Origin of the sequence: Streptomyces sp. NPDC086787, from assembly GCF_044745865.1 — a bacterium.
In the GTDB taxonomy this organism is placed as follows: domain Bacteria; phylum Actinomycetota; class Actinomycetes; order Streptomycetales; family Streptomycetaceae; genus Streptomyces.
Genome location: NZ_JBIVBC010000014.1, coordinates 70,520 through 96,180, shown reverse-complemented (window position 1 = coordinate 96,180; position 25,661 = coordinate 70,520). Strand labels below are relative to the sequence as shown.

Genomic DNA, 25,661 nt, shown 5'->3' with positions numbered 1-25,661 from the left:
TCAGGCTCCTTCCGGTCGCGGGGTCCGGCGCTGGTCGAGGAGGGCGGCGAAGGCGCGCAGGTCGGTGCTGCGCAGCAGTTCGTGGGCGCGGGGCCGTACTCCGGTCTCGCGTTCGACGGCCGCCAGCAGCCGGGCGGCGACGACGGAGGTGCCGCCGGCGTCGGTGAAGTTGTCGCCGAGGCCGGTGCCGGGTCGGCCGAGGAGGTCGCGCACGGTCGTCAGCACGAGCCGTTCGGTGGCGGTGGCGTCGGCCAGGTCGTCCGCGGGGGCGGCCGTGGGCGCCGCGGGGGCGGGAACCTGGGCTGCCAGGGCGCCCCGGTCGACCTTGCCGTTGGCGTCGAGCGGATAGCTGTCGACGAGCCGTACGGCGCTGGGGACGGCCTGCTCCGGGAGCCAGGCACGGACCGCGTCGAGCAGATCCCCGGTCGCGGGCTCTGCGCCCTCGGTGGGTCGTACGTGCGCGACGAGGCGGCCGTGGCCGGAGCTGTCGCGCAGCACGGTGACGACGGCACTGCGCACCCGGGGGTCCTGCTCGAAGGCGGCCTCGACCTCGGCCGGTTCGATCCGCACGCCGCTGATCTTCACCTGGTCGTCGAGGCGGCCGAGGAACTCCAGGCTGCCGTCGGCGTTCATCCGTACCCGGTCGCCGGTGCGATAGAGGCGGTCGACGGCGGGCAGCGCCGGTTCCCGCGGAGGTGCGGTGAACCGGCGTGCGGTCAGCTCGGGGTCGAGGTAGCCGAGCGCCAGGCAGTGGCCACCGATGCGCAGTTCACCGTCCATTCCGCGGGTGACGGGCCGCCCCTCGTCGTCCGTGACGACTACGGTGACGCCCGGCAGCGCGGTGCCGATGGGTGGCGGGGTCGGGTCGCCGGCCTCCGGGTCGGTGCCGCGCATGGCGTGGGTGCTGGTGACGACGGTGGCTTCCGCGGGACCGTAGGCGTTGTGGACGGTGGCGGTGACGTCGGGGCCGGGGCGGCGGCGCATACGGTCGCCGCCGACGACGAGGTGACGCAGCTTCAGGTCCCGCGGCCACGGCCGGTCGAGGAGCGGTTCGACGGTGGGGGTGGCCGCCACGGCGTGGGTGAGGGCGGTGTCACGCCACCAGTCGGTGAGCACGTGCGAGTCCCAGCGGGTGTCGTCCGGGGCCGGGACGAGGGCGGCACCGGAGGTCAGGCCGGCCCACAGCTCCAGCAGATGCGGGTCGAACGCGACACCGATGAGCAGGGACTGGCGGTCGCCCGGTGCCAGGCCGGTCTCGGCCCGGTACCAGTCGAGGGCGACGGAGAGGGATGTCTCGGCAACGGCTACCGCCTTGGGGCGGCCGGTCGAACCCGAGGTGAGGACGGCGTACAGGGCGCCCTCGGGGGCTCGCCGGGTGCCGCGGACGGTGGCGGCGAAGGCCGCCACCGTGGCGGCGGGGGCGTTGACGCCGTCGGTGGGCAGGGGAAGCGGGGTGTGCTCCCCGCTCCGGTGGTCCCCGGGCAGGACACCGGGGTCGCCGATGAGGCAGGCGACGTCGAGGTCCTCGGTGACGGCCTGGGTGCGGCGCTCGCCGGGGCGGGGGCCGAGCGGCAGGTAGACGGCGCCGATCCGGGCGAGTGCGACGGCGGTCACCACCAGGGCGGTGGAGCGGTCGAGGCAGACGCCGACGAGGTCACCGGGGCGTACGCGGTCGCCCAGCGCGGCGGCGACGCGCACGGCCGCCGCGTCGAGTTCCTGGTACGTCCAGGTCCGGGTGCCGTCGATCACCGCGGGAGCCCGCGGGGTGCGGCGGGCCCAGTCCTCGAATCGGGCGAGGACACTGGTCGGTTCGGCGGCGGGGCCATGGGCGACGCTGAGCACGGTGCCGGTCGCGGTGGCGGGGGGCGTGGCGGGCATGGCCGGGATGGCGGGCGCGGTCGGGGACTGGGTCATCACGACTCCGTGGAAAGGGTGGTGGTGGCGAGGGCCTCGGCCTGGTCGGCGAGCACGGGGTTGCGGAAGAGCACCTTCAGCGGCGGGCGCGTGCCCAGCCGGGGCTCCAGCCAGGCGGCGAGCTCGGCGGCCAGCAGGGAATGGCCCCCGCTCCGGAAGAAGTGGGAGCGGGCGTCGAAGCGGCTGTGGCCGAGGACCTCGCGCCAGCCCTCGGTGAGCAGAGCCGTCATCGGATCGTCGGACACGGCGGCGGCCTCGGGCTCGGAACCGGCTCCGGGCTCGGACGTAACGGCGGCGTCGGGTTCGAGCTCCGCCGCTCGACGGGCCAGGGCCGTACGGTCGGGCTTGCCGCCGGCGAGGGTCGGCATGGTGTCCAGCCACGCCCACCGGGCGGGCACGAGGGGGCCGGGGAGGCGGCCGGTCAGCTCGGTGTGCAGCGCCTTCTCGTCGAAGTCCGCGCCGTCGGCGCCGTCCTCGAGGAAGCCGACGAGCCTGGGGCCGCCGGGGGTCTCACGGTCCAGCACGACGGCGCAGGACCGGCCGCCGAGCACCGCGGACGCCGCCGCCTCGATCTCCTCCAGCTCGATACGGTGACCGCGCAGCTTGATCTGGTTGTCGCGCCGCCCGAGGAAGTACAGCAGTCCGTCCAGACCGCGGTAGCCGAGGTCACCGGTGAGGTAGACACGCTGCCCACCGAGTGCGTCGACGGTGACGAACCGGGCGGCAGTGACCTCCGCGTTGCCCGCGTAGCCCTCGGCGAGTCCGGGCCCGGCGACGGCGAGTTCACCGACTGCGCCGGACGGCAGCGGGCGGTGGTGGGCGTCCAGGACATGGACCCGCTCGCCCGGCAGCTCGGTGCCCAGGGGGACTTCGGAGCCCTCGGCGAGGGCGTCGCGGGAGATCTCGTGGACGGTGGAGCTGATGGCCGCCTCCGTGACGCCGTACACGTTGAGCACGGTGGCGTCGGTGTCGGTGAGAAAACCGCGCAGTGCGTCCACGGGAAGGCGCTCGCCGCCGAGGACCAGGAGCCTCGGTGCCCAGCTCTCGTCACGCAGCGCGGGCCGCAGGTCCTCGCGGGTGGCGAGGAAGTAGCTGGTGGGCAGGTTGGCGACGGTGACCCGGGCCGACGCCAGCAGTCCGGCGAGCTCCGCGCCCGTGGGCACCTCGTGCTCGGGCAGGACCAGGCACGCACCGGCGTGCAGGGTCGGCAGCACCTCCTCCAGCGCCACGTCGAAGGACGGCTGGGCGAACATCAGGACCCGGTCCGAGGTGGTGAGGCCGAACCGATCGGCGGCCGCGGTCAGATGGTGCACCAGCGCCGCGGGGCCGACAGCGACCGGCTTCGGCGTGCCGGTGGAGCCGGAGGTGTGGATGACGTACGCGGTACCGGGAAGTACGGCGCCCTCGCGCGCCCGGGGCAGTTCCGGGGCGTCGAACCGGGCGCTCGGCAGTGTTTCCGGCAGGGCCGGGGTGCCGTCACCGGTGAGGACCAGCGCCGGGGCGAGCCGCTCCAGCAGCAGTCCGAGCCGGGCCGGCGGGTCGGACGGGGACAGGGGGCAGTAGACGGCGCCGGTGCGCAGGCACGCGAGCAGGGCGACGACCGAGTCGGTCCCCCTGGGCAGGACCACGGCCACCGGCCGGCCGGGCGTCACACCGGCGTCGCGCAGTCGCTCGGCGAGCGAGCCGACGCGTGCGTCGAGTTCGCCGTAGGTGAGGCGGCGGGCGCCGCACAGCAGGGCGGGCAGCGACGGGTGGTGCGCGGCCACGGGATCCAGCGGATCGCGGTCGGCGGGGACGGGCACGGGTTCGGCGGCCGGTTCCACGGCGGCCGGTGCCAGGTCGGCCAGCGGGGTCGCGGGGCTGTCGAGGTAGGCGCGCAGAAGGTCCAGGAAGCGGCCGGAGAGCAGTCGGGCGACGTCTTCACCGAGGAGGTCGGCGTCGTAGTCCCAGACCAGGGTCATGCCGGGGGCGCCGTGGCGTGTGGTGACACCGCGCCGGTCGTCCGGGAGCAGCACCACGTCGAGGTCGAAGCGGGTGGTGCCGGTGTTGAACCCCTCGAAGAGGGTGATGTCGAGACCGGGTACGTCGATCTCGGGAAGGGGTGCGTCGTGGGCGCTGAACATGACGGAGAACAGCGGGTTGTCGGCGCCGGAGGTGTGCATGCCGAGTGCCTGGGTCAGCTCCTGGATCGGCACGTCCTGGTGCGGCAGGGCCCGGATGAGGGTGTCGGTGACCTCGTCCATGGTGTCCTGGGCGGGGGCGGTGCCGTCCAGGGCGAGCGGCAGCGGGATGGTGTTGACGAACATGCCGACGGCGTCCTCGTAGCCGAGGGGGCGGTTGCCGACGGCGGTGCCGATGACCATCCGGGAGCGGCCGCTGTGCCGGCGCAGGAGTTCGGCGAACAGTCCGAGGAGCGTGGCGAACGGAGTGAGACCGCGGGACCGGGCGTGCCCGCGCAGGCGTTCGGCGAGGTCGGCGCCGATCGTCTGGCGCAGCTGTCCGCCGTGGTGCCTGCGGCGGGCACCGGGGCGGGTGAGGCCGGGCAGTGGCAGGTCGTGGGGCTGGTCGCGCAGTTGGGCCCGCCAGAAGTCGAGCGACTCGGGAGAGTACGCGGCTTCGGCCTGGGCCCGGACGTGGTCCGCGTACGACGAGGCGGGCGGGAGCTCCAGGGTCTCGCCGAGGACATGGGCGCGGTAGACGCGGAAGACGTCGTCGAGCAGGATCGCGAAGGAGTGCCCGTCATGGATCAGATGGTGCTCGACGTGGATCAGCCGGTGGTGGTGCTCGGCGAGCCGCACGAGCGTCCAGCGGATCAGCGGTGCCTCGAAGGTGTCGAGCGGTGTCTCGGCCTCGGTGCGCAGGAGTTGGGCGAAAGCCGCCTCGGGATCGTCCTCTGTGCCGAGGTCGACCGTGCGCAGCCTCGGCGGACACTGCCGCACGACCCGCTGCCCCGGTACGGAGCCGGTGGTAGCGACGAGTTCGAGCCGCAGACCTGGGTGGCGTGCGAGCGTGGCGGCGAGTCCCTGGCGCAGCGCCTCGGTGTCGAGCGTGCCCCACAGGTCCAGTGCGGCGGTGAAGTTGTAGGCGCGACTGCCGGGCTGCATCTGCTCGTGCAGCCAGACGATCTCCTGCGAGGAGGAGAGGGGAAGCATGGGCGATCCCTGAGGTTGTCGGGTCGGATTTTTCCGGTGCCGGTCACGGTTGTGTCCGGCGGTGGTGGTGCGGCGGCTTCGCGGGTCGCGCGGTGCCGCTTCTGGCGTGGGGGGTGTGGGGGGAAGCTTGGGGTGCGCGGCGGCTTGGTACGCGCCGTGGTGCCGGGCGGTGCGGGGCGGTAACGGCACGCACCGGGATGTATCGATTGATGTCGGGGCGCACCGAGGCCCGGGCGGCGGCCCGCTACGGGCTCGTCGGCGGTGTCCCCCAGGCGCCCGGCCTCACGGCGGCGCGTGGGCATCCGGACGGCGGAGGTCAGTGCACGGCGTGCTCCGCGGAGCGCAGCGCGTGGGTGAGCGCGTCGAACGCCCGGTGCGCGGCGTCGTCGTCGAGGATCGCGCGGTCCCACACCATCCGCAGACGGATCTCCGCTCCCTGGGTGACGGAGACGGCGAAGGGACCGCGGACCGGTCTGCCGTCGACGTGGACCTCCCGTCCCTCGACACCGGCCAGTCCGAGGAGTGGCCGGCGGCTGTCGTCGTCCACGGTGAGCAGGCCGTCGAGACCTCCGGTCCAGCCCGAGCCGGCGGCCCGCACGGCGGTCACGACCGCGTCGAACGGCACGTCGGCCCGGTCGAGGTCGTCCCACCAGGCGTCGGCCGTCACCTCCGGGCCGGGTCCCTGGCCGGTGTCGGCCGGGAAGACGACGGTGTTGAGGAAGCAGCCGATCACCGGTTCCGCTCCCGTGGGGCGGCCGCCCCACGGGTAGCCGAGCGGGACCACGCGGTCCGGTCCGTACAGCGCGCGGGCCGCGGAGCGGCAGGCGTCGAGCAGTCCGGGGAAGGGTACGCCGCCGTCGGGCGCGGGCAGCCGTGCCTGCGCGACGCCGCTCGGGCATGCGCCGTCGGGCACGCGTGCCGGGCGGGGTGACGGAGCGTGGGCATGCAGCGCGTGCAGCCGGTCCGCCCAGTACGCGGCCGCGTCGGGCGTCTCCGCCCGTTCCTCGGCGGCGAGTTGGAGGAGCACCGCGTCCCGGTAGGCGACGAGTTCCGCTTCCGTCTCCGCGGGCGCGGGACGGGACGCGGTGGCCTCCTCGGCGTACGCGGCGCCGAGTTCCTCGACGATGCGCGCCAGCGAACGGCCGTCGCAGACGGCGTGGTCCAGGACGACGGCGAGGATGTCCTCCTCACGCTCCTCGTCGCGCACGAGGAAGAGCCGCAAGGGGGGACCCTGCGGATCCCAGGAGGCCAACGCGCGGCGGAGCGTGTCGGCGGGCCGCTCACCCGGTACGGGGGCCGGCCGGGTCACGCTGACGTCCGGATCGCCGACGCGCAGGACGGGAGTGCCCCGGACGACGGCGGGCCGCGAGCGCAGGGCGGTGTGCCGTGCGGCGAGCCTACGGGCCGCAGCCCGCAGGCGTTCGGGGTCGACGGTTCCGCTCGGGAAGGCGAAGAACATCGGCACCACGTCGGGGCGTCCGGACGGGTCCAGCGAACGCACCAGGACGAAGCGGCGCTGCGCTCCGGTCACCGGCAGCAGGGCGTCGGACCGGTCGCCGGCGGTGAGACGCCGGTAGCGGGCCAGGTACTGGCTCGTGATGCTGAGCACGTGGTCCTCTCTGTCGTGGACTGTCGTTGTCGCGGGCGCGCGGGAGGGCGTGGTGACGGGCGGTCAGCCTGCGGGTGCGGGGGCCGGCCGTTCTTCTCCGTCGGCGCAGGCGTCCTCCCGCGGACCGGGCAGGTCCCGCATCCGGCGCAGCGGGGAGAGCAGCAGCGGCAGCGGTACGGCGACGATGCCGACCGCGCACCAGGCGAGTGCCGTACGCGTCCCGAAGGACTGGGCGAGGGCGCCGCCGAGGAGCGCGCCGAGCGGCAGGGTGCCCCACATGAGGAAGCGCAGGGTGGCGTTCATCCGGCCGAGCAGTCGCGGTGGGCACAGCCCCTGGCGGAAGCTGACCTGGGCGACGTTGTAGACGACGGCGCCGAAGGAGACGACCGCCGATCCGGTGGCGAAGAGGACCGCCCCGAGGACACCGTGTCCGGACAGGGGCCACAGCACGGCGAACGGGCCGGTCACGAGGACGGACAGCAGGATGACCCGGGCCTGCCCCAGCCTGGCGGCGAGGCGTCCGGCGCACAGGGCGCCCAGGAGTCCTCCCACGGCCGAAGCGGACAGCACCAGCCCGAGTCCGCCGGGTTTGAGTCCGACGACGCGGACGAGATGGACGGTCTGCGTCGCCATGAGGACGGCGGCGCAGAGGTTGGCGAGGCCGGTGGTGAGGGCGATGACGCGGAGCAGCGGATGGCCGAAGACGAAGCGGACGCCCTCGCCGATCTCCTTGCTCAGGGAACGCCCGGCGGAGGGCTCGGGGGCTTGCTCGGGCTGCCGGATGCGCAGGAGGAACAGGGCGGAGAGAACGTAGCCGATGGCGTCGGCGATGACGGCGAGGTGCGCGCCGACGAGTTGGACCAGTCCGCCGCCGACACCGGGGCCGGTCACCTGGGCGGTGGAACGGACCGTCTCCAATGCGCCGTTGCCGGCCACGAGTTGGTCGCGGGGCAGGATCTGCGGCAGGTAGCTCTGGTGGGCGACGTCGAAGAACACGGTCGCCACGCCGGTCACGAGCGCGACGGCGTAGAGCTGGGCCATGGTCAGGACGTGGGCGAGCGCGGCGGCGGGGATGCTCGCCATGGCCACGGCACGCACCAGATCCGCGCGGATCATCAGGGGCCGCTTGCGCATACGGTCGGTGAGTGCCCCGGCGGGCAGCCCGACCAGCAGGAAGGCGGCGGTCTCCGCGGCGGTCAGCAGGCCCACCCGGAAGGCGGACGCGTCGAGTTCGAGGACGGCCACGAGCGGCAGGGCCACCAGGGTCACCTGGGCACCGAGCTGTCCGGTGGCAGCTCCCGCGAGCAGCAGCCGGAAGTCGCGCAATCGCAAAGGGCCACCGGCGGCTGGGGATGTTACGGACATGTGAAGGACACTCACCGACCGATCGATCGGGAGTCAAAGGAACCCGGTCAATTTCGGACTTCCTTTGCGTCGTTATGGAGGCAAGTCGGGAAATCTTTCGGCTTACCCGGGGTACGTGCGCGTGAATGTCCGTTGATCGACACCCGGCGAGGGACAGGTGGGGGCAAGGGGGACAGGGGGTGCGAGGAGGGGGCAAGCGATGACCGTAACGTTAAGTAGTCGATTCGATCCTGACCGAAAACACTCATTCATGATCACGTAGCGCCGGAAGCTCTCGGTCCATCAGCTATGAACCCCCCGTGACGCCCCGTCCGGTGCCCGCTGCTCGCGGCCCCGGCCATCGCGTTGGCCGTTGCCATACCGTCGATCAACCGATCCCGGACACCCGTTGCCTAGCTTGTGACGCACCAAGCGATGTCGGCCATGCAGGCCGATGTCGTACGAAGGGAGGTGTCCGCGATGAAGAAGATCGTCGTCCGCAAGGCCGGCCCGGTGCGTCTGACCAGTACCGCCACGCCGCTGTATTCCGACCCGTTCTGCGGCTACAGGCCCTTCTGAGGCCTCACCGGCGGGGCCGACCAGGACATCCCGGTCGGCTCCGCCAACCGTCCGTGAACCTGCCTCCCGGAGGAGTACACGTGTCCGTCCCCGTCGACGGCGCCCCCGCAGGCCCCCGTCTCGAGCTCGACCGGCCGCTGGCGCTGCGGCCGCTGGTCTACCTGGAGGAGGGTGACGAGGTGACCATCGGCAGCCCGGACGTGGACTCCTACGCGGTGTTCCCCGCCGACGGCGCCGCACTGGTACGGATGCTGGCCGACGGCCTCACCCCCCGACAGGCCGCCGAGCGCCACGAGAAGGCGCACGGCGAGAGCATCGACATGGCCGACCTGCTGGCCGTGCTGGAGGATCTCGACTTCATCCGGGACGGTCGGGACGGCACCGACACCGCCGCACCGGCGCCGGTGCGTTGGCAGCGGCTGGGGCGGATGCTGTTCAGCGGGCCGGCCTGGGTGGGCTACGCGACCGTGATCGCGCTCTGGGTCATGGAGATGACACGGCACCCGGACCTCGCACCCCACCGCAGCGTCCTGTTCTTCACCTCTTCCTACACCGTGATCACCCTGGTGCTCTTCCTCGGCCAGATGCCCTTCCTCGCCCTGCACGAGGGGTTCCACGCACTGGCCGGCAGGCGCCTGGGGCTGCACTCCAGCTTCTCGGTGGGACGGCGTCTGATCTACGTGGTGTTCGAGACGACGCTGCCCGGCCTGGTCGCCGTTCCGCGCCGACGGCGCTACCTGCCGATCCTCGCCGGCATGGTGGCCGACGTCCTCGCCACAGCCGTACTCACCCTGGTGGCGGCCGTCGTTCGTGAGCCGGACGGGACGCTTCCGCTGACCGGACGGGTCTGCCTCGCACTCGCCTTCGCGGTCGTGCTCCGCCTTGTCTGGCAGCTCTTCTTCTATCTGCGTACCGACTTGTACATCCTGCTCACCACCGTGATGGGGTGCACGGATCTGCACGGCGCGGCCGCGGGGGTGCTGCGCAACACCGTGCGCCGCTGGACCGGCCGGCCCGCACTGGACCTGTCCGCGTACGGTCCGGCCGACCTGCGCGCGGCCCGCTGGTACGCCTGGCTCCTGCCCGTCGGCTACACGCTCACCCTCGCCTCCTTCGCCGCCGTCCTGGTCCCCTCGGCCTATCAGCTGCTGTCCGGCCTGTTCGGTCGCCTGCGGGCCGGCACGTCCATGACGGGAATCCTCGACTCGGCGACGCTGCTGGCCCTTCTCCTCGCCCAGTTGCTCGCGGTCGCCTTCATGGCGCTGAGGGACAGGCGGGCCCGACGAACCGGTGCACGGCAGCGGGGCTGACAGCCTCTCCGCGGTCCGCCGCCCTCCATGACATCCCACCGACCTCGTGTCCGGGTAAGAAAGGCAGCCCCGTCATGACCGCTCCACGCCATCACTGGATCAGCGCGTCCCTCCGGGCGGACCGCATCACCGCCCTGGAACGGCTGGAGTTGCCCGAGCAGCTCGCCGCGGTGGGCGCACACCGTCGGCTGCGCGGGCCGTACACCGCCGTGGGCACACTGCTGCGCGCCATCGTCCCCGACGCGCTGGAGCGCTGTCCGGAGGCGGTCGCCCGGCACGACGTCGAGATCCTGTCCACCACTCCGGAGCTGCACGCCCTCGTCCCCGCTTCCAGGGAGACCCTGACCTCGCTGGCCGTGCCGAGAGAACGCACACGCTTCTACTCCAGGGTGCGGACGCTGCGCATCGCCAACGGACTTGTCGACTTCCTGAACGCGTATCTGCGGGAGCTCGGCGACCAGCCGCGCTCCCTGATCGTCCACGACGCCCACCAGGCGGATCCCACCGACGGCGAGTTCCTGGCCGTGCTGCTGCGCAGGATCGACCCCGAGCGACTCACAGTGGTGGTGACCACGTCGGACGAGCCGCTCGGCGATCCCGTGGGCTCGCCGGCGGAGACCCTCGGCGCCGCACTGGCCGCGCACTGCACGCGACTCGACGCCCCCGTGTCGTCCGTGTCCGTCCGATCGGACCAGTCGGCGCTCGCCGCCCGCTACGTCGACGACGACGGCATCGGCGACGACCGCGAGCAGCTCGCGGCCTATCGGCAACTGCCGCCCGCCGAGAGGCAGGCTCTGCACGACGCGCGCCGTCGCACACTGGAAGCGCAGGACGAGCCCTCGCTGCGGCTCGGGGCGATCGCCTGGCACGCCGAGAACGGCGGCGATCCGTCGGGCGCCGGGGCGGACGCCCTGCGACACGCTCTCGACCACTGCATGGACCTCGGCTTCTACCACGCGGTCCTGGACTACGGCACCCGCGGACGCGGGATCGTGGCCTACGAGAGCAACCCCGACCACTGGTGGGCCTTCACCACCAAGATGACCACCTCGCTGGCGGCCCTCGGCCTCGCCGAAGAGGCACTGCCGCTGTACGAGGAGGCCCGGGGGCTCAGCACCTCGCCGTCGGTCCACATGCAGGCCGCGTACGCCACCGCGATGATCCACACGCGCCATCTCGTCGCGGAGCAACGCGACCACGATCACGCCCGCCGCTGGATCAACCAGGCCATCGCCTTCGCCGGCCAGTTGGCCGATCCGAAGGACCGTGAGATGCGGACCGCCTTCTACCGCAACGGCCTGGCCCTCATCGAGATGCACCGCGGCGACCTGGAGGCGTCGCTGTCCCTGGTCGACACCTGCCTCGCCGATCTCGACGCCGCCCTGGAACCCGACGAACAGGCCCTGCACCGCTCGGTGCTGCGGCACAACCGCGCCCAGGTCCACGCCGCTCTCGGTCACTCCGACATGGCCCTCGCCGACTTCACCGCCGTCATCGCCCGCGATCCCAACTACGCCGAGTACTACCTCGACCGGGGCATCCTGCTGCACCGGCAGGGGCGACTGGGCGAAGCCCTCACCGACTACGACCAGGCCATCCGGCTCTCGCCGCCGTTCCCCGAGGCGTATTACAACCGCGCCGAGGCACGCGGCGAAGCCGGCGACGTCGAAGGCGCGCTGGCCGACTTCGGGTACGTCCTGGACATCGACCCGCACATGACCGACGCCCACATCAATCGGAGCGCTCTACTGGTCGAGCTGGCACAGGACGACCCACGTGCCGTCGGCGCCGCCCTGTCGAGCATCGACGCCGGACTCGCGGTCGCCGCCGACAGTGCCGAACTGCTGTGTCTCAAAGGCCAGTTGCACGAGCTCGTGGCGGAACCCGCGGCGGCGGCCGCGGCATACTCGGCGGCGATCGCCGGCTCCCCCGGGTGCGCGGAGGCGTGGGCCCTGCGCGGGGCCCTGGCCCACGGCACCGGCGACCTCGCCTCGGCCATCACCGACCTGGAGCGGGCTCGTACGCTGTCCGACGTGCCGGGGGTCCGCTTCAATCTCGCCGTCGCGTATCACGACACCGCCCGGCACGAACTGGCCGTGGAGCTCCTGGACACCGTCCTGACCGAGACGGAGGATCCCGACGCCCGGCTGCAACGTGCCAAGAGTCTCATCGCGTTGGGGAGAACCGAGGAGGCGAGAAAGGACCTCCGGATCTGCCTGGACACCGCTCCGGACCACCTGGCAGAGGCGCGCGAACTCCTCCCGGACGTGTCCTGGACGTGACACCCCAGCGCAGATGACGGAGCGCAGCCGTCGGTACCTGGACCGGCGGCTGCTCTCACGGACGCTGCCCCCAGGTCAGCATCATGCCCGGCCCAAGTTCGGCGAGCCGGGGCGAGGCCAGGTAGGCGAGCGCCTCGTCGAGGACGGCGGCGTCCACCCGCCCGGTCTGCTCCAGCGCGGGCCGCATGCGCCGCCAGGTCTCCGCCCAGAAACGGGCCAGTGGGCCGTCCGCGACGAGCGGTGGACAGTACAGTTCCGCGGCCACATTCCGCAGGCCCTCCTCCCGGAAGAAGTGCGGATAGGCCGGGACCGAGGTCGTGTCGGTGCCGATCGTCTCCTTGAGCGTCCGCCACATGGCGTCCATCACCTGCCGGTACGCGGAGGAGGAGTCGAGTGCGTCCGGCAGGTCCACGGTGTCGCCGAGCACCAGCCGGCCCCCGGGGTTCAGCCACGTCACCAGCCGGGAGACGAGCCGACGGCGCTCACGCAGGTGCATGAGCACGAACCGGGCGTGGATCAGGTCGAAACGGCCGGGCCGCAGGCTCTCGTCCGTGAGGTCGGCGGTGACCACCCGCAACCGCGGGCTCGTGAGCGAGGCGAGGGCCCCGGTGTCCCGGTCCAGGGCGACCACCTCGTCGACGCGCGCCTCCTCCAGCAGCCAGCGCGCCACTGTCCCGGTCCCGGCGCCCACCTCCAGACAGCGGCTGCCCGGGCCCACGCCCAGCTCCCGAAGACGGCGTGTGGTGACCGGGTCGTAGACCAGCGCGGCGTCGTCGATCCGTGCCGCCTCCCGGGGGTGTTCCGGGGCGAACAGACTCTCGCCGTAGCGACCGTCGCCAGTGACCGCCGAGCCGCCGGCCGGTGAACCGGTCATACCCCCAGGATGCCGAACCCGACCCGGACCCGCAGCCGGAGCGGCGGGGCGGGCGCTGCGGGGCCGCGGTAGCGGCGGACGAACGGCGCGGTCCCGTCGGTTCAGCCGAGCAGTCGTGCCAGCCGGCGGCCGGAACGGCGGAATGCCAGGGCCATTCCCGCCCAGGCGATCGCGCCCCAGCCGAGCATGACCGCGAGTTCCCCGAGCACGGATCCGATCGGCACACCGTGTCCGGCGAGGGCCGCGCGTATGGCGGTCAGACCGTGTCCGGCCGGGATCACGGCAGCGAGGAGAGCGGCAGGTCCCTGCTCGGGCTGCGCGACGTTCACGCCGGCGAGGAGGAGTACCAGGATCGTGGAGCCTCCGGTCAGATACATACGGGCCTCCGGCCAGCGCAGGCTGACCCCGGCCAGTGCCAACGCCAGCCCGTAGCCGCTCAGCGTGATGAGGGCCTGGATCACGAGCACCAGCGGCAGCGCCGTCCAGACCATGGGGAACCCCACGAGAAGGGGGAGCAGCGCCAGCACGGTGCAGGAGGTCAGGAATCCGTCGGCGACCCAGTACAGCCCGCGCGAGGCGATCACCAGGAACGGGCTGCTGGGGCTGATGACGATGAACTGGAGTGTGCCGCCCCGTCGTTCGCCGACGCACGAGGACACGACGCCGAGGGCACCGAGCGGGCCGAGGACCACCGCGTTGCCCAGGGCGATCGCCTGCTCGGTGTGCACGGAGCCGACCAGCCTGCCGAGCGAGGCGAAGAACAGCACCTGGGACACGAGGCGCAGCATCCAGCCGAACAGCCAGGAGCGCCAGGTGAACATCGCCCGGTAGTCCTGGAAGCTGCTGATCACCCCGTACCGCAGCCGGGTGAGGAACAGCGCGAAGCGGTCAGCCATGAAGGATCACCTTGCCGTCGCGTGCCCGGTGCAGCACGCGGCGCAGTACGACGTAGCCGATGCCCGCCTGGAGCGGTGCCAGGACCGCGAGGGCGCACACGGCTGCGGCGTCGACACCGGTTCCGCCGACGGCGGCGCGCAGCGACTGCGCTCCCCAGGAGAGGTAGAAGGCGTGGGCGGGCCACTGGAGCGGGAGGGGCAGCGAGCCGACCGGCATGACGAGCCCGCCGAGCAGGTAGAAGGGGTACGTCATGGCGTTCTGGAGGGTTCGGGCCCCGCGTACGACGACGAGCAGTCCGCTGATCGCGAGGGAGACCCCCGCGCTTCCGCACAGCACCAGCAGCAGGATCAGACAAGTGGCGAAGGGGCTCTCGACGGTGATCGGGTAGCCGAAGCCGAGTCGCCCGATCAGCAGGATCTCGGCGAACGCGGGCAGACTCACCGCGGTGGTGGTCAGCACCCGCACCGCCAGGGCGTCGGCGTAGCGCCGGGGGTTGAACAGCCCGGCCTCGAGGGTGCCTTCCCAGCGGTCGTAGTCCACGGCGTCGGATGCGACGAAGACGGCCTGCGACCACATGCTCATCAGGAAGGCGGTGGTCGCCGCGGTGGTGGCCAGGCCGGCCCGGTGGTGTTCGCGCAGGACCGAGAAGAACACCAGGGAGTACAGCGGGGTGATCACCAGCGGACCGAGCAGCCGGGGCGAGCGCAGCAGCAGCCACCACTGCGCGCGGAAGTAGGCGCCCATCACACCACCAGTTCCCGGTCCTCGATGACGCTGCGGTAGACCTCGCTCAGGCTGGGAGGCGTCACGCTCACGTGGGAGGCGTGGGACTTGGCGAGGAGCCCGAGGACCGTGGTGGGGACGTCGGCTCCGGTCGCCTCGGCGCGCAGCGAGCCCTCGTCGTCGCGTTCGGCGCGGCGGACACCGGGTACGGCGCGGATCTGTGCGGTGGTCGCCTCGTCCACGCCCGTGGCGGTGATGACATGGCACTGGCCGAGTTCGGTGAGGAGTGCCGCGGGGGTACCGATGCGCAGCAGCCGGCCGCGGTCGATCAGGGCCACCCGGGAGCAGAGCGCCTGGGCCTCGGGCATGTCGTGGGTGGCGAGCAGGACGGTGACGCCGGTCGCCCGGAGTTCGCGCACCAGGGTGCGGAATCCCGCCCCGGCGTTGGGGTCCATTCCGGCGGTCGGCTCGTCGAGGACGATCAGCTCCGGCCGGTGCAGCAGGGCACGAGCCAGGTGGACCCGCTGGACCATGCCGCGGGAGAACGTCTCCAGGCGGTCGTCGGCGCGCCCGGTCAGCCCCATCCGCTCGATGAGTTCCTCGCTGCGCCGCTTGGCGTCGGACGAGACGAGCCCCTGGAGGGCCGCCCAGTAGCGCAGGTTCTGGCGGGCGGTGAGCCTGCCGTACAGGCCGCGTTCGCCGCCGAGGACCAGACCGACCCGGCGGCGTACCGGCTCGGGGTCCGTGACCACGTCGTAGCCGAGGACGTGGGCGGTCCCCGCGCTGGGCAGCAGGAGGGTGGTGAGGATGCGTGACAACGTGGTCTTGCCCGCGCCGTTGGGGCCGAGCAGCCCGACGACCTCGCCGCGCTCCACGGTCAGGCCGACGTCGTCGAGGGCCACCACCTCTTGGCCGCGCCGGGTGCGGAACCGCCGTGAGAGGTGCCGGACGTCGAGGGCGGCGGTCAACGGGCCCCCTTCCGGACGGCGGTGCGGGCGGCCTCGTACAGGTCGGGATCGACGATCTCGCCGTCGACGAGCAGGAATACACCGAGGGGGGTGCGCAGCAGCGTTCCGGCGGAGAACTCCTCGGTGACCGCTTCCGTCCCGGGCCCCGGGGCAGCGGTCTTCTCCAGGAGCATGCCGTGGACGGGCTGTCCGGAGGCGAGGCGTTCACGAACCGTGCCGGCTCCGGCGTGCGGGACGGTCGGCGAGCTGTTCCCGGAGTTCTGTCCGCCGGGGTCGCCGGCGCGACGCCGCTCCTGTTCGGCCGGTACCAGGTCCCGCAGCGCCCGCGTCAGTTCCTCGGGGACGGCGGGTGCCAGCGCCTCGATTCCGGAGGTCGCCTCGCACAGCTCGAGCAGCTCCGGCGCAAGTCGGAAGCGCTCCGCGGCGCGAGCGATGTCGGCACAGGGCGGCAGGTCGGACGAGGTGAGGACCACCGCCAGGTCGAGCATGTCCTTGACGGTGAAAGGGCGTTGGAACCGTTCCTCGGCGAGGGCGAGCAGATCCGCGTGGACCTGCTCGGCCGGGGTCTCGACGCGCAGCGGGACCGTGTCCGACTGTCCCGGGTAGGCGAACGTGGAGATCTCGACCTTGAGTTCGGGGTCGAGCATCGGATCCTCGGAGGGCCAGCGAAGGGCGAGGGCCGTGTGCCGTCGCCCGGCGGCTCCGAGGACGGTGATGTCGATGCCGTCGATCGGCCGCGCGGCGAACACCCGGGAGGCGGCCTGCCACAGCCGGGCCTCGTCGGGGACCACCACGTCGAGGTCGCCGAGTGGGCGCAGCACGCCCCGGGGATAACGGGCGGCGAGCGAGGGCCCCTTGAGTACCCGGGCGCCGGGAATGAGCGTGAGCTCGTCCGCGATGGCTTCGTACGTGGCCGCCCTGCGCCGCATCCGGTCGAGCTCCGCGAGGGATCCCGGCCCCATCGCGGCGCCCGACTGCTGGGCCACGGAGAGCACCAGCGGCGGGAGGTGGCCGCGTACGGCGCGGGCGTTGCGAAGCAGCACGATGGGCTCCCAGTGCCGCTCGATGCCGAGGAGCTCGTACAGCAGGTCGAGTGTGATCTCCACAGGCTCGGGGCGTGTGGTGGTCTGGGGGTCCAAGGTGCTTCCTTCTCCGGTGCGGTGGGGTGGCGGACGCCGTCGGGCGGGGTCCGCGAGAACGGCGGTGGGCGCGGGCGCTATCGGGTGCGCGAGGTGCCCACGCGGTCGAGTTCGTCGAGTGGTCCCCGCCGCGGGGCCGTCGCCGGCGTCGGGCGGGTCGCTGTCCGGTGCGCCGAGGGCCTGGAGAGAAGCCGGCCCATCGCGTAGTGGGTGACGAAGCCGAGCCCGATGATCAGGTCGCGGACCGGTTTGACCAGCAGGTACGCCGCCCTGTCGCGCAGCGGCGTGCCGCGCAGTTCCCGCACGTGGGCACACGTGTTGAGAACGACGGGCAGCAGTGCCCCGGCAGCGGCCCACGGGTATCCGACAGCGGCGGTGAGGCAGGCCAGCACCGTGGCCCAGGAGGCGAGGGCCCGCCAGGGCCGCCACCGGCACCGCTCCCAGAACGCCGCCGCGTGCAGGGTCGCGCACCTGGCCATGCCCTTGCCCGAGTGCCACGACTTGCGCAACAGGACGGGCACGTCGAGCTCGTCGTAGTGGTCCACCTGAAGGCGGCTGCGGAACTGGACGGCCCAGCCGTGACGTCCGGCCCTCAGCTGGAAGTCGACGTCCTCGAAGGCGGTACGGGCGAACACCGGTCCGGTGAGGCCGAGTTCCCTGGCCGCGGAAATGTTGACGATGATGTTGCCGCCCGCGCACAGCGCCTTCGGGTCGACCACCGCGTCGGGGGCGCCGGGCCGGGCGGCCAGGGCCAGTTTCCGTGAGGTCCGGGTCTCCAGCGCCCGCACCATCGGCCCCACCCCGCTGGTGGGGGCCGGATGGCGGGGGCCGAAGTACAGGGCGGTGGGCAGCGGATCCGCGCATGCCCGGTGCGCCGCCGCGGTCCATCCCGGCAGGGGAACGCAGTCGTCGTCGAGGAACGCCACGAACCGGTACGGCGAGGCGCGTTCGACGAGGAACTGCCGTGCCTCTCCGATGCGCATGGCGCGCGGAGTCGGCATCACGTCGACACCAAGGCGCCGGCACAGCGCGTCCAGGGTGCGGGCGGCGGGGCTTTCGGGGGCCCCGGTGTAGAGCACGACGACGTGCGTCGCCGGGCCGTCCTCCCGCAGCGCCTCCAGCACACGGGACAGGATCGGTTCGGGGACCGTGTGGGTGACCACGGCCACCAGCAGTTCTTCCTCCGGGCGCTCGACGGCGCGGGCGTTCACCGGCAGGTCCCGATCGCGGCGAGCAGCCGGTCGACGACCCGGCCGACGGTGTGGTCGCCGGCGGACTCGACCGCTGCGGCGCTCATACGACGCAGGCGTTCCTCGTCGAGCAGCAGCGCGACCGTCTCCGTCACGAAGCGGTCCTCGACGGCCGGGTCGGTGATCTCCCCGTCCACCAGTACACCGGTGACCCCGTGATCGACGCGTTCGCGCAGCGCCGCGACCGCGGAGAGCACCGGGACCGTGCCGAGCGCCACGCACTCCAGCGCGCTGATGCAGCACATCTCCTCGTACGCCGTCGGGTACAGCATGACCTCGCTCTCCCGGACGATCTGTGCGTAGCGGCTGCGGGGCACCGGTCCGAGGCGGGTCACCCCGTCCGTGGGCACGGCGAGTTCAGGGACCTCGCCGGCGGTCAGGGCCCCCGCCTGCTGCGGCGAGTACCCCCACAGCTCATAGCCGCCGAGGACCGTCAGCTGTGCCTGCGGGACCTGTTCGCGTATCCGGGGCCACAGGCGCAGCAGTCCCGCGAGGCCGCGGTAGGGCGCCGCCATGTGCACACACTGGAAGCGGCGACGTTCGGTGCCGGACGTGTCGGGCAGCGCATGGCCGAGGTTGTCCACGTGGTAGCCGTGGCGCGGGTTCAGCAGCGGCGCGTAGCGGTCGCGTGCCGCGTACGAGCCGACGAGTGCCAGATCGCATGCGCCCGAGGCCTCCAGGGCCTCGACGCCGGGTGTCTTGCGGTCGCCGACGAACAGCACCCGGAGCGTCCCGGTGGGCGCGCTCAGCAGGGGCGCGCCGTCCCGGAAGGCGATGAGGACGTCGGCTCCTGCGGGACCGCGGTACTGCTCGTGGCCCAGCCAGCCGCCGGCCGCGAGGGCGCCGGTGCCGGGCCCGTCGAGCACGATCCGGGTGTCGATGCCGCGGGCCCGCAGCTCGCGCCACCACAGCACGAGGGTCGCCTCGTTGCCGCCGAGGCCGCGTCCGTCGAGGTCGGCGGGGTCGAACCAGGAGGTTCCGGGGGCGATCAGATCAATGCGCATGCCCGGTCCCTTCGTTCGTGGTGCGGGGTGTGTGGTGGGCGTAGGAGGTGAGCACGTCCATCGCGTCCTGGCGTGGCAGGCGTACCCCTCTGGCCCGGTATCGCCGCAGCGCCTCGTCGAGCGTGCCCGTGCGGCCCAGCAGCAGGGCGAGCGCGACGACTCCGGTGCGGTCGAGGCCGAGTGTGCAGTGCACGAGCGTGCGTTCCCGGGCGGCGAGGCCGGAGATCTCCCGGACCAGGTCGCCCAGCAGCGTCACGGGCGCCTCGGACTCCCAGTAGGTGAAGGGCCGGTGCAGCAGCTTGCGCGGGGGCGTCCCCGCACGGTCGTAGACATCGGCGTCCGGAAGGGTCCGGGACAGGCAGACCACGGTGGTCGGCCCGGGGGGCAGCTCCCAGGACTCGGTGCGGACGCCGGCGACGAGCACGTTCGGCAGGACGGGCCAGGCGCGGTCCGCGGTGCTCGTGCCGGCGAGCGACTCAGTCGGCATACACCGCCTCCGAGTCCGCAGCGGCCAGCCGGATTCCCAGGTCGCGGCGTGCGACCTCGGCGGCGGTCTCGGCCTGTGCGGAGCCGTGGGCGCCCCAGTCGAGCAGCCCGGGGGCGTGCTCGATCGGCGTCATCAGCCGCGCGTAGACCCGTCCCGTCGATTCGTCGGGAGCGCGGTCGAGGAAGCGGGTGATCCTGGCGGCCATGCGGACCTGCGCGTAGGGCTCGGCGCCCGGTTCCTCCACCAGGACGTAGCCCATGTAGGTCGCCGTCCCGATCTCAACCTGGCTCTCCTCGATGCACTCGCGCGCGAGGGTCGCCTGGAAGTCCTCCCCGGCCTCCGGCTTTCCACCGGGCAGGTTGTAGCGTCCGAGGTCGTCCTGGAGCAGGACGCGTCCCTCGTCGTCGAAGAGGAAGCCGTAGACCTGGCGTACGCGCAGCCCGCCGGGCACCTGAGCCGCATTCCAATGTGCCTTCATGTTCTCGCTTCCATGCGTTGGTCGATGAGTGCGGTGATCCGGTCGACCACTCCCTGGTGGTCGTCCCCGGTGTTGTCGATGAACGTGTATCCGGCGCGTTCCGCCAGTCCCCGGAGTTCGGCCTCCAGCCTTTCCTCGAAGGGCTGTTGGCCGGGTGAGAAGCGGTGTTCGTCGCGCTCGTTGCATTCTCCCGAGCTGCGGTAGCGGTGCCGGCGCCGGTCGAGCGGGCAGTCCAGGTAGATCCACAGGTCCACCCGTCGGCGCAGCCGGCCGGCGAGCCGCGCGGCGATCCATCCCAGAACCGGCCGGTCGCGGGCCCGGTCGTAGGCCAGCACCCGGTGGACATAGCTCTGCTGGATGAGCACCCCGCCGCTGCCGCGCCCGCTGTGGGCCGCGGGGAACAGGTCGGCGACGTATGCGGCGTGGTACACGATGCTGCGCAGCAGCGACGGCAACCGCCGGGCCCGGTAGACGGTGTCGACGAGGCGGTCGACGGCCCCGCCGGACAGACACGTCGTTGACTCCGTGACCGGGGTACCCGCCGTGGTGAGCCGATGACGGACCTCTCGGCAGATCGTGGTCTTGCCCGCGAAGTCCAGTCCTTCCACCACCACCGTGATCACCGGACCGTCTCCTTGTGGCGTCCCTCACCGAGCCACTGCACGACCTGTTCGGTGATCTGCTCGGTCGAGTGGCGCGAGGTGTCGAAGGTGAGGACCCGGCGGTGACGGCGTCCGGCCATCGCCAGGGCCGCCATGAAGTCGTCGTGGAACTTCTCGCTGAGCACGGACAGCCGGTCGATGGAGTTGGCTCCCACGCGTCTGCTCAGCCGCTCCCGTCGGACATGCAGGGGGGCGCCGAGGTAGATCGCGAGGTCGAAGCCGATGAACAGCCCGGGGTTGCGCAGGGCGAGCCTTGCCGCGGGCCAGGGACCGCTCGCATACCCGTAGGCCAGGCACCGGTCCACGTACGACTCCTGGATGAGCAGCCCGCGCCGCTCCCAGCTCCGTGCGCCCCGGAGTGCCTTGTCGAGCACACAACCCGCCAGGTACGAGGTGTTGAGCAGAGAGCTCATGGGGTGGTCGGGTGCCTTGACGGTGTCCAACGGGCCGGTCAGGGGGTTGCGGGGCGCGAGGAATCCCCGGTGGTGGATGGGTCGGAGGTCCTGTTCCCGCAGGACCTCGGTCAGCCGGGCCGCCAGCGTGGACTTCCCGGACAGATCCAGGCCGTCGATGAGTATCCGCATGGCCCCGTCACCTCCACTCTCGGGCCGGGGCTCCGGCCGCGCTGTGCCACGGCCCGGAGTCGGTGTCCGGCCGTTCGTGCGCGGACGTCCGCGCACGGGGCGGGTACGGCGCCGGCATCCGGACCGTCGTCGTGATCGCGTTCATCGTTGTCTTCCGCCGGGGCTCGGCCGCTCGCACCCGGGGTCGGCGGTCGAGCGCCTCGGCCGTCACCACGTGCTCTCCCAGAAGGCGTGGTCGACCGACCAGCCGGTGCGCAGCAGCGCCCCGAGCACCGTGTCGGCCTGACGGGCCGCCGAGGGTTCGTGGGGATGCACCACGTGCCCGCACAGCCGGCGTTCCCGGGTGGCGTCCGCGATGGCGGCGACCAGCGCGGAGGTGGCGGCACGCCGGTGCTCCGGGTCGTCGATCAGGATGTCCACGAGCTCGGCGAACGCCTCGTCGGTGACCTCGTCCCGCTCGTCGGTGAGGACCGTGCCGTGTCCGACGGGTTCGCCGGCCACCTCGGCGATGAACGACGAACGCCCCCTGTTCGCCATGATGTCCGCGATGCCGGCGTGCAGGGAGTCCACCTCCCGGCCGGGATAGGCGTTGCGGAACGCCTGCACCAGCCAGCCGTGGACGAGGGCGTCGTCGTCGGTCCGGGCGGCACGCACACGCACTGCCGGGTCGGCGGGCGTCGGCGCGGAGTCCGTCCGGCGGTCGTGGCGTACGTAGGTGAACCGGGGCCGCCATGGCCCCGGAAGCGGCACACCGTCCGGCACCCGGAGGAGGACCGCCTCGGCCTCCCGGTGGCGCTCGCGGAGACGGTCGCGCAGGGCGCCGAGCGCCTCGGCGTCCCGGGGCAGCCCGGGATCGCAGTACTCGACGAGGATCTGCCGGCGCGCGGAGATGGGGTCGTCGTACTGGTCGGCCACGTACCGGTGGCCGAGGACCTCGTCGAGCAGACCGGCCTGCCGGGCCCGCTCCAGGTACTCCTGGGTGCTCACCGGGCCGCCGGACTGGCTACGGCCCGGAAGCCGTCCCGGATCTGCGCGGCGGCGCGCCGCACGTCGTCGGCGCCCACCGCCTCGATGTACGCGACCTCGTCGGCGGGCGACCAGGTTCCGGGCCCGCCACCGCGCATGGCCAGGTACCGCGCGCACTCCAGGGGTGTGTCGATTGAGGTGAGGACCCGCATCCGCTCCTGGCGGCGGGCGGACGTCAGGTCGTCGGGGTCCGGTCCGTGCGTGGCGATCTCGTCCAGCGCGGTCCGGATCACGTCGAGTGCGGCTTCGCCGTTGCCCGGTTCCACTCCGGCCAGGACGCGCCAGGCGCCGGTGTCGGCGTATCCGCGGTTCCACGACTGGAAGGTGTAGGCGAGCCCGGCTTCCCCGCGCAGCCTGCGGTACAGCACCGACGAGGGGCTGGAGCCGAGCAGTTGGGCGAGTACGTTGAAGGTCGGCCTGCGCGGGTGGTGGTTCGGCACCGACCGTGCGCCCGCGCACACCCAGGTGAACTCGTCCGCCCAGTGGACCGCCGCGGCCGGCTCCGGCGGCGGCGAGGCGGGCGGCGTCCACGGCGAGGCACCGACCGCGGCGAGCGTCCGCGGATCCATGCCGACCACCACGGGGTCGACGGTCTTCGGCAGGGCGGGGCCCACGACGATCACCGACAGCGGTGCGGCGAGCAGACGTTGCGCGTGCGCCGCCGCGACAGTCGCCGTGTCGAACCGCTCGACGTCGGCCTTCGTGCCGGCGACGGGGCGGCCCAGCGGATGGCCGGGGAAGAGGTGGGCGAGGAAGTCGTCCTGCACGACGTCGCTGGGGTCCGCCGCCGCGACGGCGAGTTCCTGGAAAACGGCGCGCTTCTCCCGCTCCAGGACGCCGTCGCTCCAACTCGGCTCCAGGACCGCCCTGTACAGCAGGCCGGTCACCTCGTCGGCGTCGTCCGGGTGCACCTGCGCGTAGAAGAGCATGCGGTCCAGACCGGTCTCCGCGTTGGCGTGACCCCCCAGTCGCTCGACGTGCTCGCTCAGCGACGGGACGGTCCCGACGGGCGCCGACATCAGTACATGCTCCAGCACATGGGCGAGTCCGCACTGCCCGACCGGGTCCTGCTGGGCGCCGTACTTCGACGCCAGGCAGATGGTGGTGGTGCTCAACCTCTCGTCGATCAGAGCGACGACCGGTATCGGGCCCTCCACCGTTCTGAACTGATGCACAACAGCCCTCCCTGCGGAATTCACTTTCGTCAGGCCGGTATGCCGCCACCCGAAGGCGGCGACACACCGGCCCACGTCACTTTTTAGCGGTCCTGCGGCTTGATCTTGTCAAGACGCGGGCGCAGGATCGCGGCGTGCTTCGCCATGTTTTCCTCCTTGGTTGTAATTTTTCGGACGAGAGTCAACGTAGGCAGCGATGCACGGCTGCGGCAATGGCGTTTTCCGTATCACGCAATCAAATCTCGATCAGAACCACAGTTCAGGCGGTTGCACGTCCCGAAATCCCGCGAGTTCTGCGGGATTCGGAAAGCCCTGGGCCGGGAAGTCGACGAAGTCCGTTAGGCTGGCGACTCATTTCGCGGTGGATCTTGTCCACGCGACGTACCGGAAATCAACTACCGGGAAGGTACGACGCAGTTCATGACGGCACGAATACTCGACCAATTGGTCGGCGATGCGGACTCCTTCTGGTCGTACTGGCGAAATCGCCCCGCTTGCTTCACGCCCGGCGACGGACTGAGCAGCCCCTTCACGCTCACCGACCTCGACGCGGCGCTGGCGAGCGGGCTCTTCCGGGAGCCGTACATCGAGATGTGGCGGGACGGCCGCCGGCTGCCGGTCAGGGACTTCGCCTCGTCCCGTTCCGTCGGGCTGGAGACGCCGGGCGGGTTCGCCGACGAGGCGAGGATCCATGCCCTCCTCGACGACGGCGCGACGATGCTCCTGCGCTGCATCGACCAGTGGCACGGGCCGACCCGCGACATGCTGCGCTCTCTCGCCGGCGAACTCGGGCGGGCCGTCGAGGCGTTCTACTTCGTGACACCGGCCGGGCAGCCGGGGCTCCCCCTGCACCGGGACGACGCCGACGTACTGGTCCTCCAGGTCGCCGGCAGCAAGAGCTGGAACATCCACGAGGGGCCGGCCGGCGCCTCCTGGCGTGCCGGCCGTGTGACGGCCGACGAACCGCAGCCCGCCGAGCTGTTCCGCACCGTGCTCCAGCCCGGCCAGGTCCTCTACATCCCCCGCGGATTCGCGCACTGCGCTACCGGACAGGACGGCCTGTCCGCGCATCTGTCCCTGACCGTGCGGGAGATCGGAGTGCCCGACCTGTCGGCAAGCCTCCAGGAGTACGCGCTCACCGACGGCGACGCGGGGATCGACTCGGGGCCGCTGCCCCTCTCGGACGACGCGATCACCGCGGCGGCGAAGACGCTCCTGGAGACCGCCCACCGGCAGCTCGCGGCCCTGACCCCGGACGCCCTGGTGGCGCACGCGCGACAGCGCCGTCTGGCCCGGATGCCGCAGCCGTCGCCGGGCCTGTCCCTCGCCGACCTGGCCTCGTCGTGGCCGGCGGCCGCACCGTCAGGACACGACGAGCACGACGGACACGACGGGCCCGGCCGGTAGGCGAAACGTTCATAGGCCATAGATCGGCAGCGGCCGTGTACTGATCAGTCGTTGATCGGGCCCTGCGAGTGTTTGCCGGGTCATCAGCCGCACCGAGACGGAGCACCGTGGCGGGTGGGCGCGCACGCTGTCGTACGCGCCGTCGTGCACGCTGCCACACCCGTGGCCGCACGCGTCGTCGCACCCGTGGTCGTGCTCGTGGCGGTACGCGTTCCGGGCACCTCACCACAGGGCCGTCGGGACTCGACCGCCTCCAACGGTCCACCGGCTCCGCACAACCGATGAGACACCAATGAACAGTCGACCGCCCCAGCCGCAACCCAAGACGTCCCAGCCGTGTTCTCCTCCCCCGCACCTGACCCTGGACGAACGCCAGCACAGGCTCATCTCCCTGCTGCTGGACGGGCACACGGACGTCAGTGCCGCGCAGCGGCTGGGGGTCAGCCCGCGTACGGTGACCAACATCCTGCGCTCCTTGATGAACCGGCTGGGGGTGGACAACCGGTTCCAGCTCGGAGTGGCCCTCGGCACCCATCTACGGACCGGGAACGGCCCCGTGGCCGACGACGGCCGGCCACGCGTTCAGTCACAGGGCGGGCCGAGGATGATGGCAAGGCCCTCCGTCTCCCCCGCGCTCCTGCCCTACGACGGGGCATGGAACGGAGTCTGGAACAGGGCATAGATCAGACGCTGATCGCCGATAGATCGCCTCGTGCCACCATCGATGAACTCGCACCAGCAAGCGGCACATCCGCACGAAGACGCTCTCCCGCAGCGTTCGCACGACTCGAAGGGGA

Annotated in this window: 21 protein-coding genes; 4 read left to right on the top strand and 17 right to left on the bottom strand. The window is 72.2% G+C overall.

Annotated features, from left to right (window positions below):
* The 4 genes from ACIPK3_RS27160 to ACIPK3_RS27145 all read right to left on the bottom strand — a co-directional run bounded on the left by ACIPK3_RS27160 (position 1) and on the right by ACIPK3_RS27145 (position 8,040).
* Entirely contained in the window at positions 1-1,914 is a 1,914-nt protein-coding gene (locus tag ACIPK3_RS27160; RefSeq protein WP_402573763.1) for a non-ribosomal peptide synthetase, read from the bottom strand.
* Complete coding sequence (locus ACIPK3_RS27155) at positions 1,914-5,066, bottom strand: amino acid adenylation domain-containing protein (protein ID WP_402573761.1); 3,153 nt, start codon at positions 5,064-5,066, stop codon at positions 1,914-1,916. The genes ACIPK3_RS27160 and ACIPK3_RS27155 overlap by 1 nt, the downstream gene beginning before the upstream one ends.
* Positions 5,067-5,382: 316 nt before the next feature.
* On the bottom strand, positions 5,383-6,675 hold the full coding sequence (locus ACIPK3_RS27150) for a condensation domain-containing protein (protein WP_402573759.1): 1,293 nt from the start codon (positions 6,673-6,675) through the stop codon (positions 5,383-5,385).
* A gap of 63 nt (positions 6,676-6,738) precedes the next feature.
* Positions 6,739-8,040 (bottom strand): MFS transporter, encoded by a 1,302-nt coding sequence (locus tag ACIPK3_RS27145; RefSeq protein ID WP_402573758.1) that lies wholly within the window; start codon positions 8,038-8,040, stop codon positions 6,739-6,741.
* A gap of 638 nt (positions 8,041-8,678) precedes the next feature.
* Between ACIPK3_RS27145 and ACIPK3_RS27140 the strand changes: the two genes are divergently transcribed.
* Positions 8,679-9,908, top strand: a complete 1,230-nt coding sequence (locus tag ACIPK3_RS27140; RefSeq protein WP_402573756.1) for a hypothetical protein — start codon at positions 8,679-8,681, stop codon at positions 9,906-9,908.
* 74 nt (positions 9,909-9,982) lie between these two features.
* Positions 9,983-12,190: a tetratricopeptide repeat protein gene (locus tag ACIPK3_RS27135; RefSeq protein ID WP_402573754.1), complete on the top strand. Its 2,208-nt coding sequence runs from the start codon at positions 9,983-9,985 to the stop codon at positions 12,188-12,190.
* 55 nt (positions 12,191-12,245) lie between these two features.
* On the opposite strand, the gene ACIPK3_RS27130 is transcribed toward ACIPK3_RS27135, so the two are convergent.
* The 13 genes from ACIPK3_RS27130 to ACIPK3_RS27070 form a co-directional block, all read right to left on the bottom strand.
* Positions 12,246-13,064, bottom strand: coding sequence for a class I SAM-dependent methyltransferase (locus tag ACIPK3_RS27130; protein WP_402573752.1), 819 nt, complete (start codon positions 13,062-13,064; stop codon positions 12,246-12,248).
* Positions 13,065-13,165: 101 nt separating this feature from the next.
* The gene (locus ACIPK3_RS27125; RefSeq protein ID WP_402573750.1) at positions 13,166-13,960 is read right to left on the bottom strand and encodes a hypothetical protein; all 795 of its coding nucleotides are present in this window, start codon (positions 13,958-13,960) and stop codon (positions 13,166-13,168) included.
* Entirely contained in the window at positions 13,953-14,705 is a 753-nt protein-coding gene (locus ACIPK3_RS27120; RefSeq protein ID WP_402573748.1) for an ABC transporter permease, read from the bottom strand. The genes ACIPK3_RS27125 and ACIPK3_RS27120 overlap by 8 nt, the downstream gene beginning before the upstream one ends.
* On the bottom strand, positions 14,705-15,652 hold the full coding sequence (locus ACIPK3_RS27115) for an ABC transporter ATP-binding protein (RefSeq protein ID WP_402573746.1): 948 nt from the start codon (positions 15,650-15,652) through the stop codon (positions 14,705-14,707). The genes ACIPK3_RS27120 and ACIPK3_RS27115 overlap by 1 nt, the downstream gene beginning before the upstream one ends.
* Entirely contained in the window at positions 15,649-16,791 is a 1,143-nt protein-coding gene (locus tag ACIPK3_RS27110; protein WP_402573744.1) for a hypothetical protein, read from the bottom strand. Before ACIPK3_RS27110 ends, ACIPK3_RS27115 begins: the two co-directional genes overlap by 4 nt.
* A gap of 77 nt (positions 16,792-16,868) precedes the next feature.
* Positions 16,869-18,002, bottom strand: a complete 1,134-nt coding sequence (locus ACIPK3_RS27105; protein ID WP_402573742.1) for a glycosyltransferase — start codon at positions 18,000-18,002, stop codon at positions 16,869-16,871.
* On the bottom strand, positions 17,999-19,045 hold the full coding sequence (locus ACIPK3_RS27100; protein WP_402573740.1) for a glycosyltransferase: 1,047 nt from the start codon (positions 19,043-19,045) through the stop codon (positions 17,999-18,001). The genes ACIPK3_RS27105 and ACIPK3_RS27100 overlap by 4 nt, the downstream gene beginning before the upstream one ends.
* Positions 19,035-19,532: a tyrosine-protein phosphatase gene (locus ACIPK3_RS27095; RefSeq protein ID WP_402573738.1), complete on the bottom strand. Its 498-nt coding sequence runs from the start codon at positions 19,530-19,532 to the stop codon at positions 19,035-19,037. The genes ACIPK3_RS27100 and ACIPK3_RS27095 overlap by 11 nt, the downstream gene beginning before the upstream one ends.
* Positions 19,522-20,010, bottom strand: a complete 489-nt coding sequence (locus tag ACIPK3_RS27090; RefSeq protein WP_402573736.1) for an NUDIX hydrolase — start codon at positions 20,008-20,010, stop codon at positions 19,522-19,524. Before ACIPK3_RS27090 ends, ACIPK3_RS27095 begins: the two co-directional genes overlap by 11 nt.
* The gene (locus tag ACIPK3_RS27085) at positions 20,007-20,633 is read right to left on the bottom strand and encodes a hypothetical protein (protein ID WP_402573735.1); all 627 of its coding nucleotides are present in this window, start codon (positions 20,631-20,633) and stop codon (positions 20,007-20,009) included. Before ACIPK3_RS27085 ends, ACIPK3_RS27090 begins: the two co-directional genes overlap by 4 nt.
* A complete protein-coding gene (locus tag ACIPK3_RS27080) occupies positions 20,630-21,256 on the bottom strand; it encodes a hypothetical protein (RefSeq protein WP_402573733.1) in 627 nt (208 codons plus the stop codon). Before ACIPK3_RS27080 ends, ACIPK3_RS27085 begins: the two co-directional genes overlap by 4 nt.
* A gap of 207 nt (positions 21,257-21,463) precedes the next feature.
* A complete protein-coding gene (locus tag ACIPK3_RS27075) occupies positions 21,464-22,243 on the bottom strand; it encodes a GNAT family N-acetyltransferase (RefSeq protein WP_402573732.1) in 780 nt (259 codons plus the stop codon).
* Complete coding sequence (locus ACIPK3_RS27070; protein WP_402573730.1) at positions 22,240-23,457, bottom strand: M16 family metallopeptidase; 1,218 nt, start codon at positions 23,455-23,457, stop codon at positions 22,240-22,242. The genes ACIPK3_RS27075 and ACIPK3_RS27070 overlap by 4 nt, the downstream gene beginning before the upstream one ends.
* 420 nt (positions 23,458-23,877) lie before the next feature.
* Between ACIPK3_RS27070 and ACIPK3_RS27065 the strand changes: the two genes are divergently transcribed.
* Both ACIPK3_RS27065 and ACIPK3_RS27060 read left to right on the top strand, forming a co-directional pair.
* Complete coding sequence (locus ACIPK3_RS27065) at positions 23,878-24,864, top strand: JmjC domain-containing protein (protein WP_402573729.1); 987 nt, start codon at positions 23,878-23,880, stop codon at positions 24,862-24,864.
* A 292-nt stretch (positions 24,865-25,156) separates the two neighbouring features.
* The gene (locus tag ACIPK3_RS27060) at positions 25,157-25,546 is read left to right on the top strand and encodes a helix-turn-helix transcriptional regulator (RefSeq protein ID WP_402573728.1); all 390 of its coding nucleotides are present in this window, start codon (positions 25,157-25,159) and stop codon (positions 25,544-25,546) included.
* Positions 25,547-25,661 lie beyond the last annotated feature (115 nt).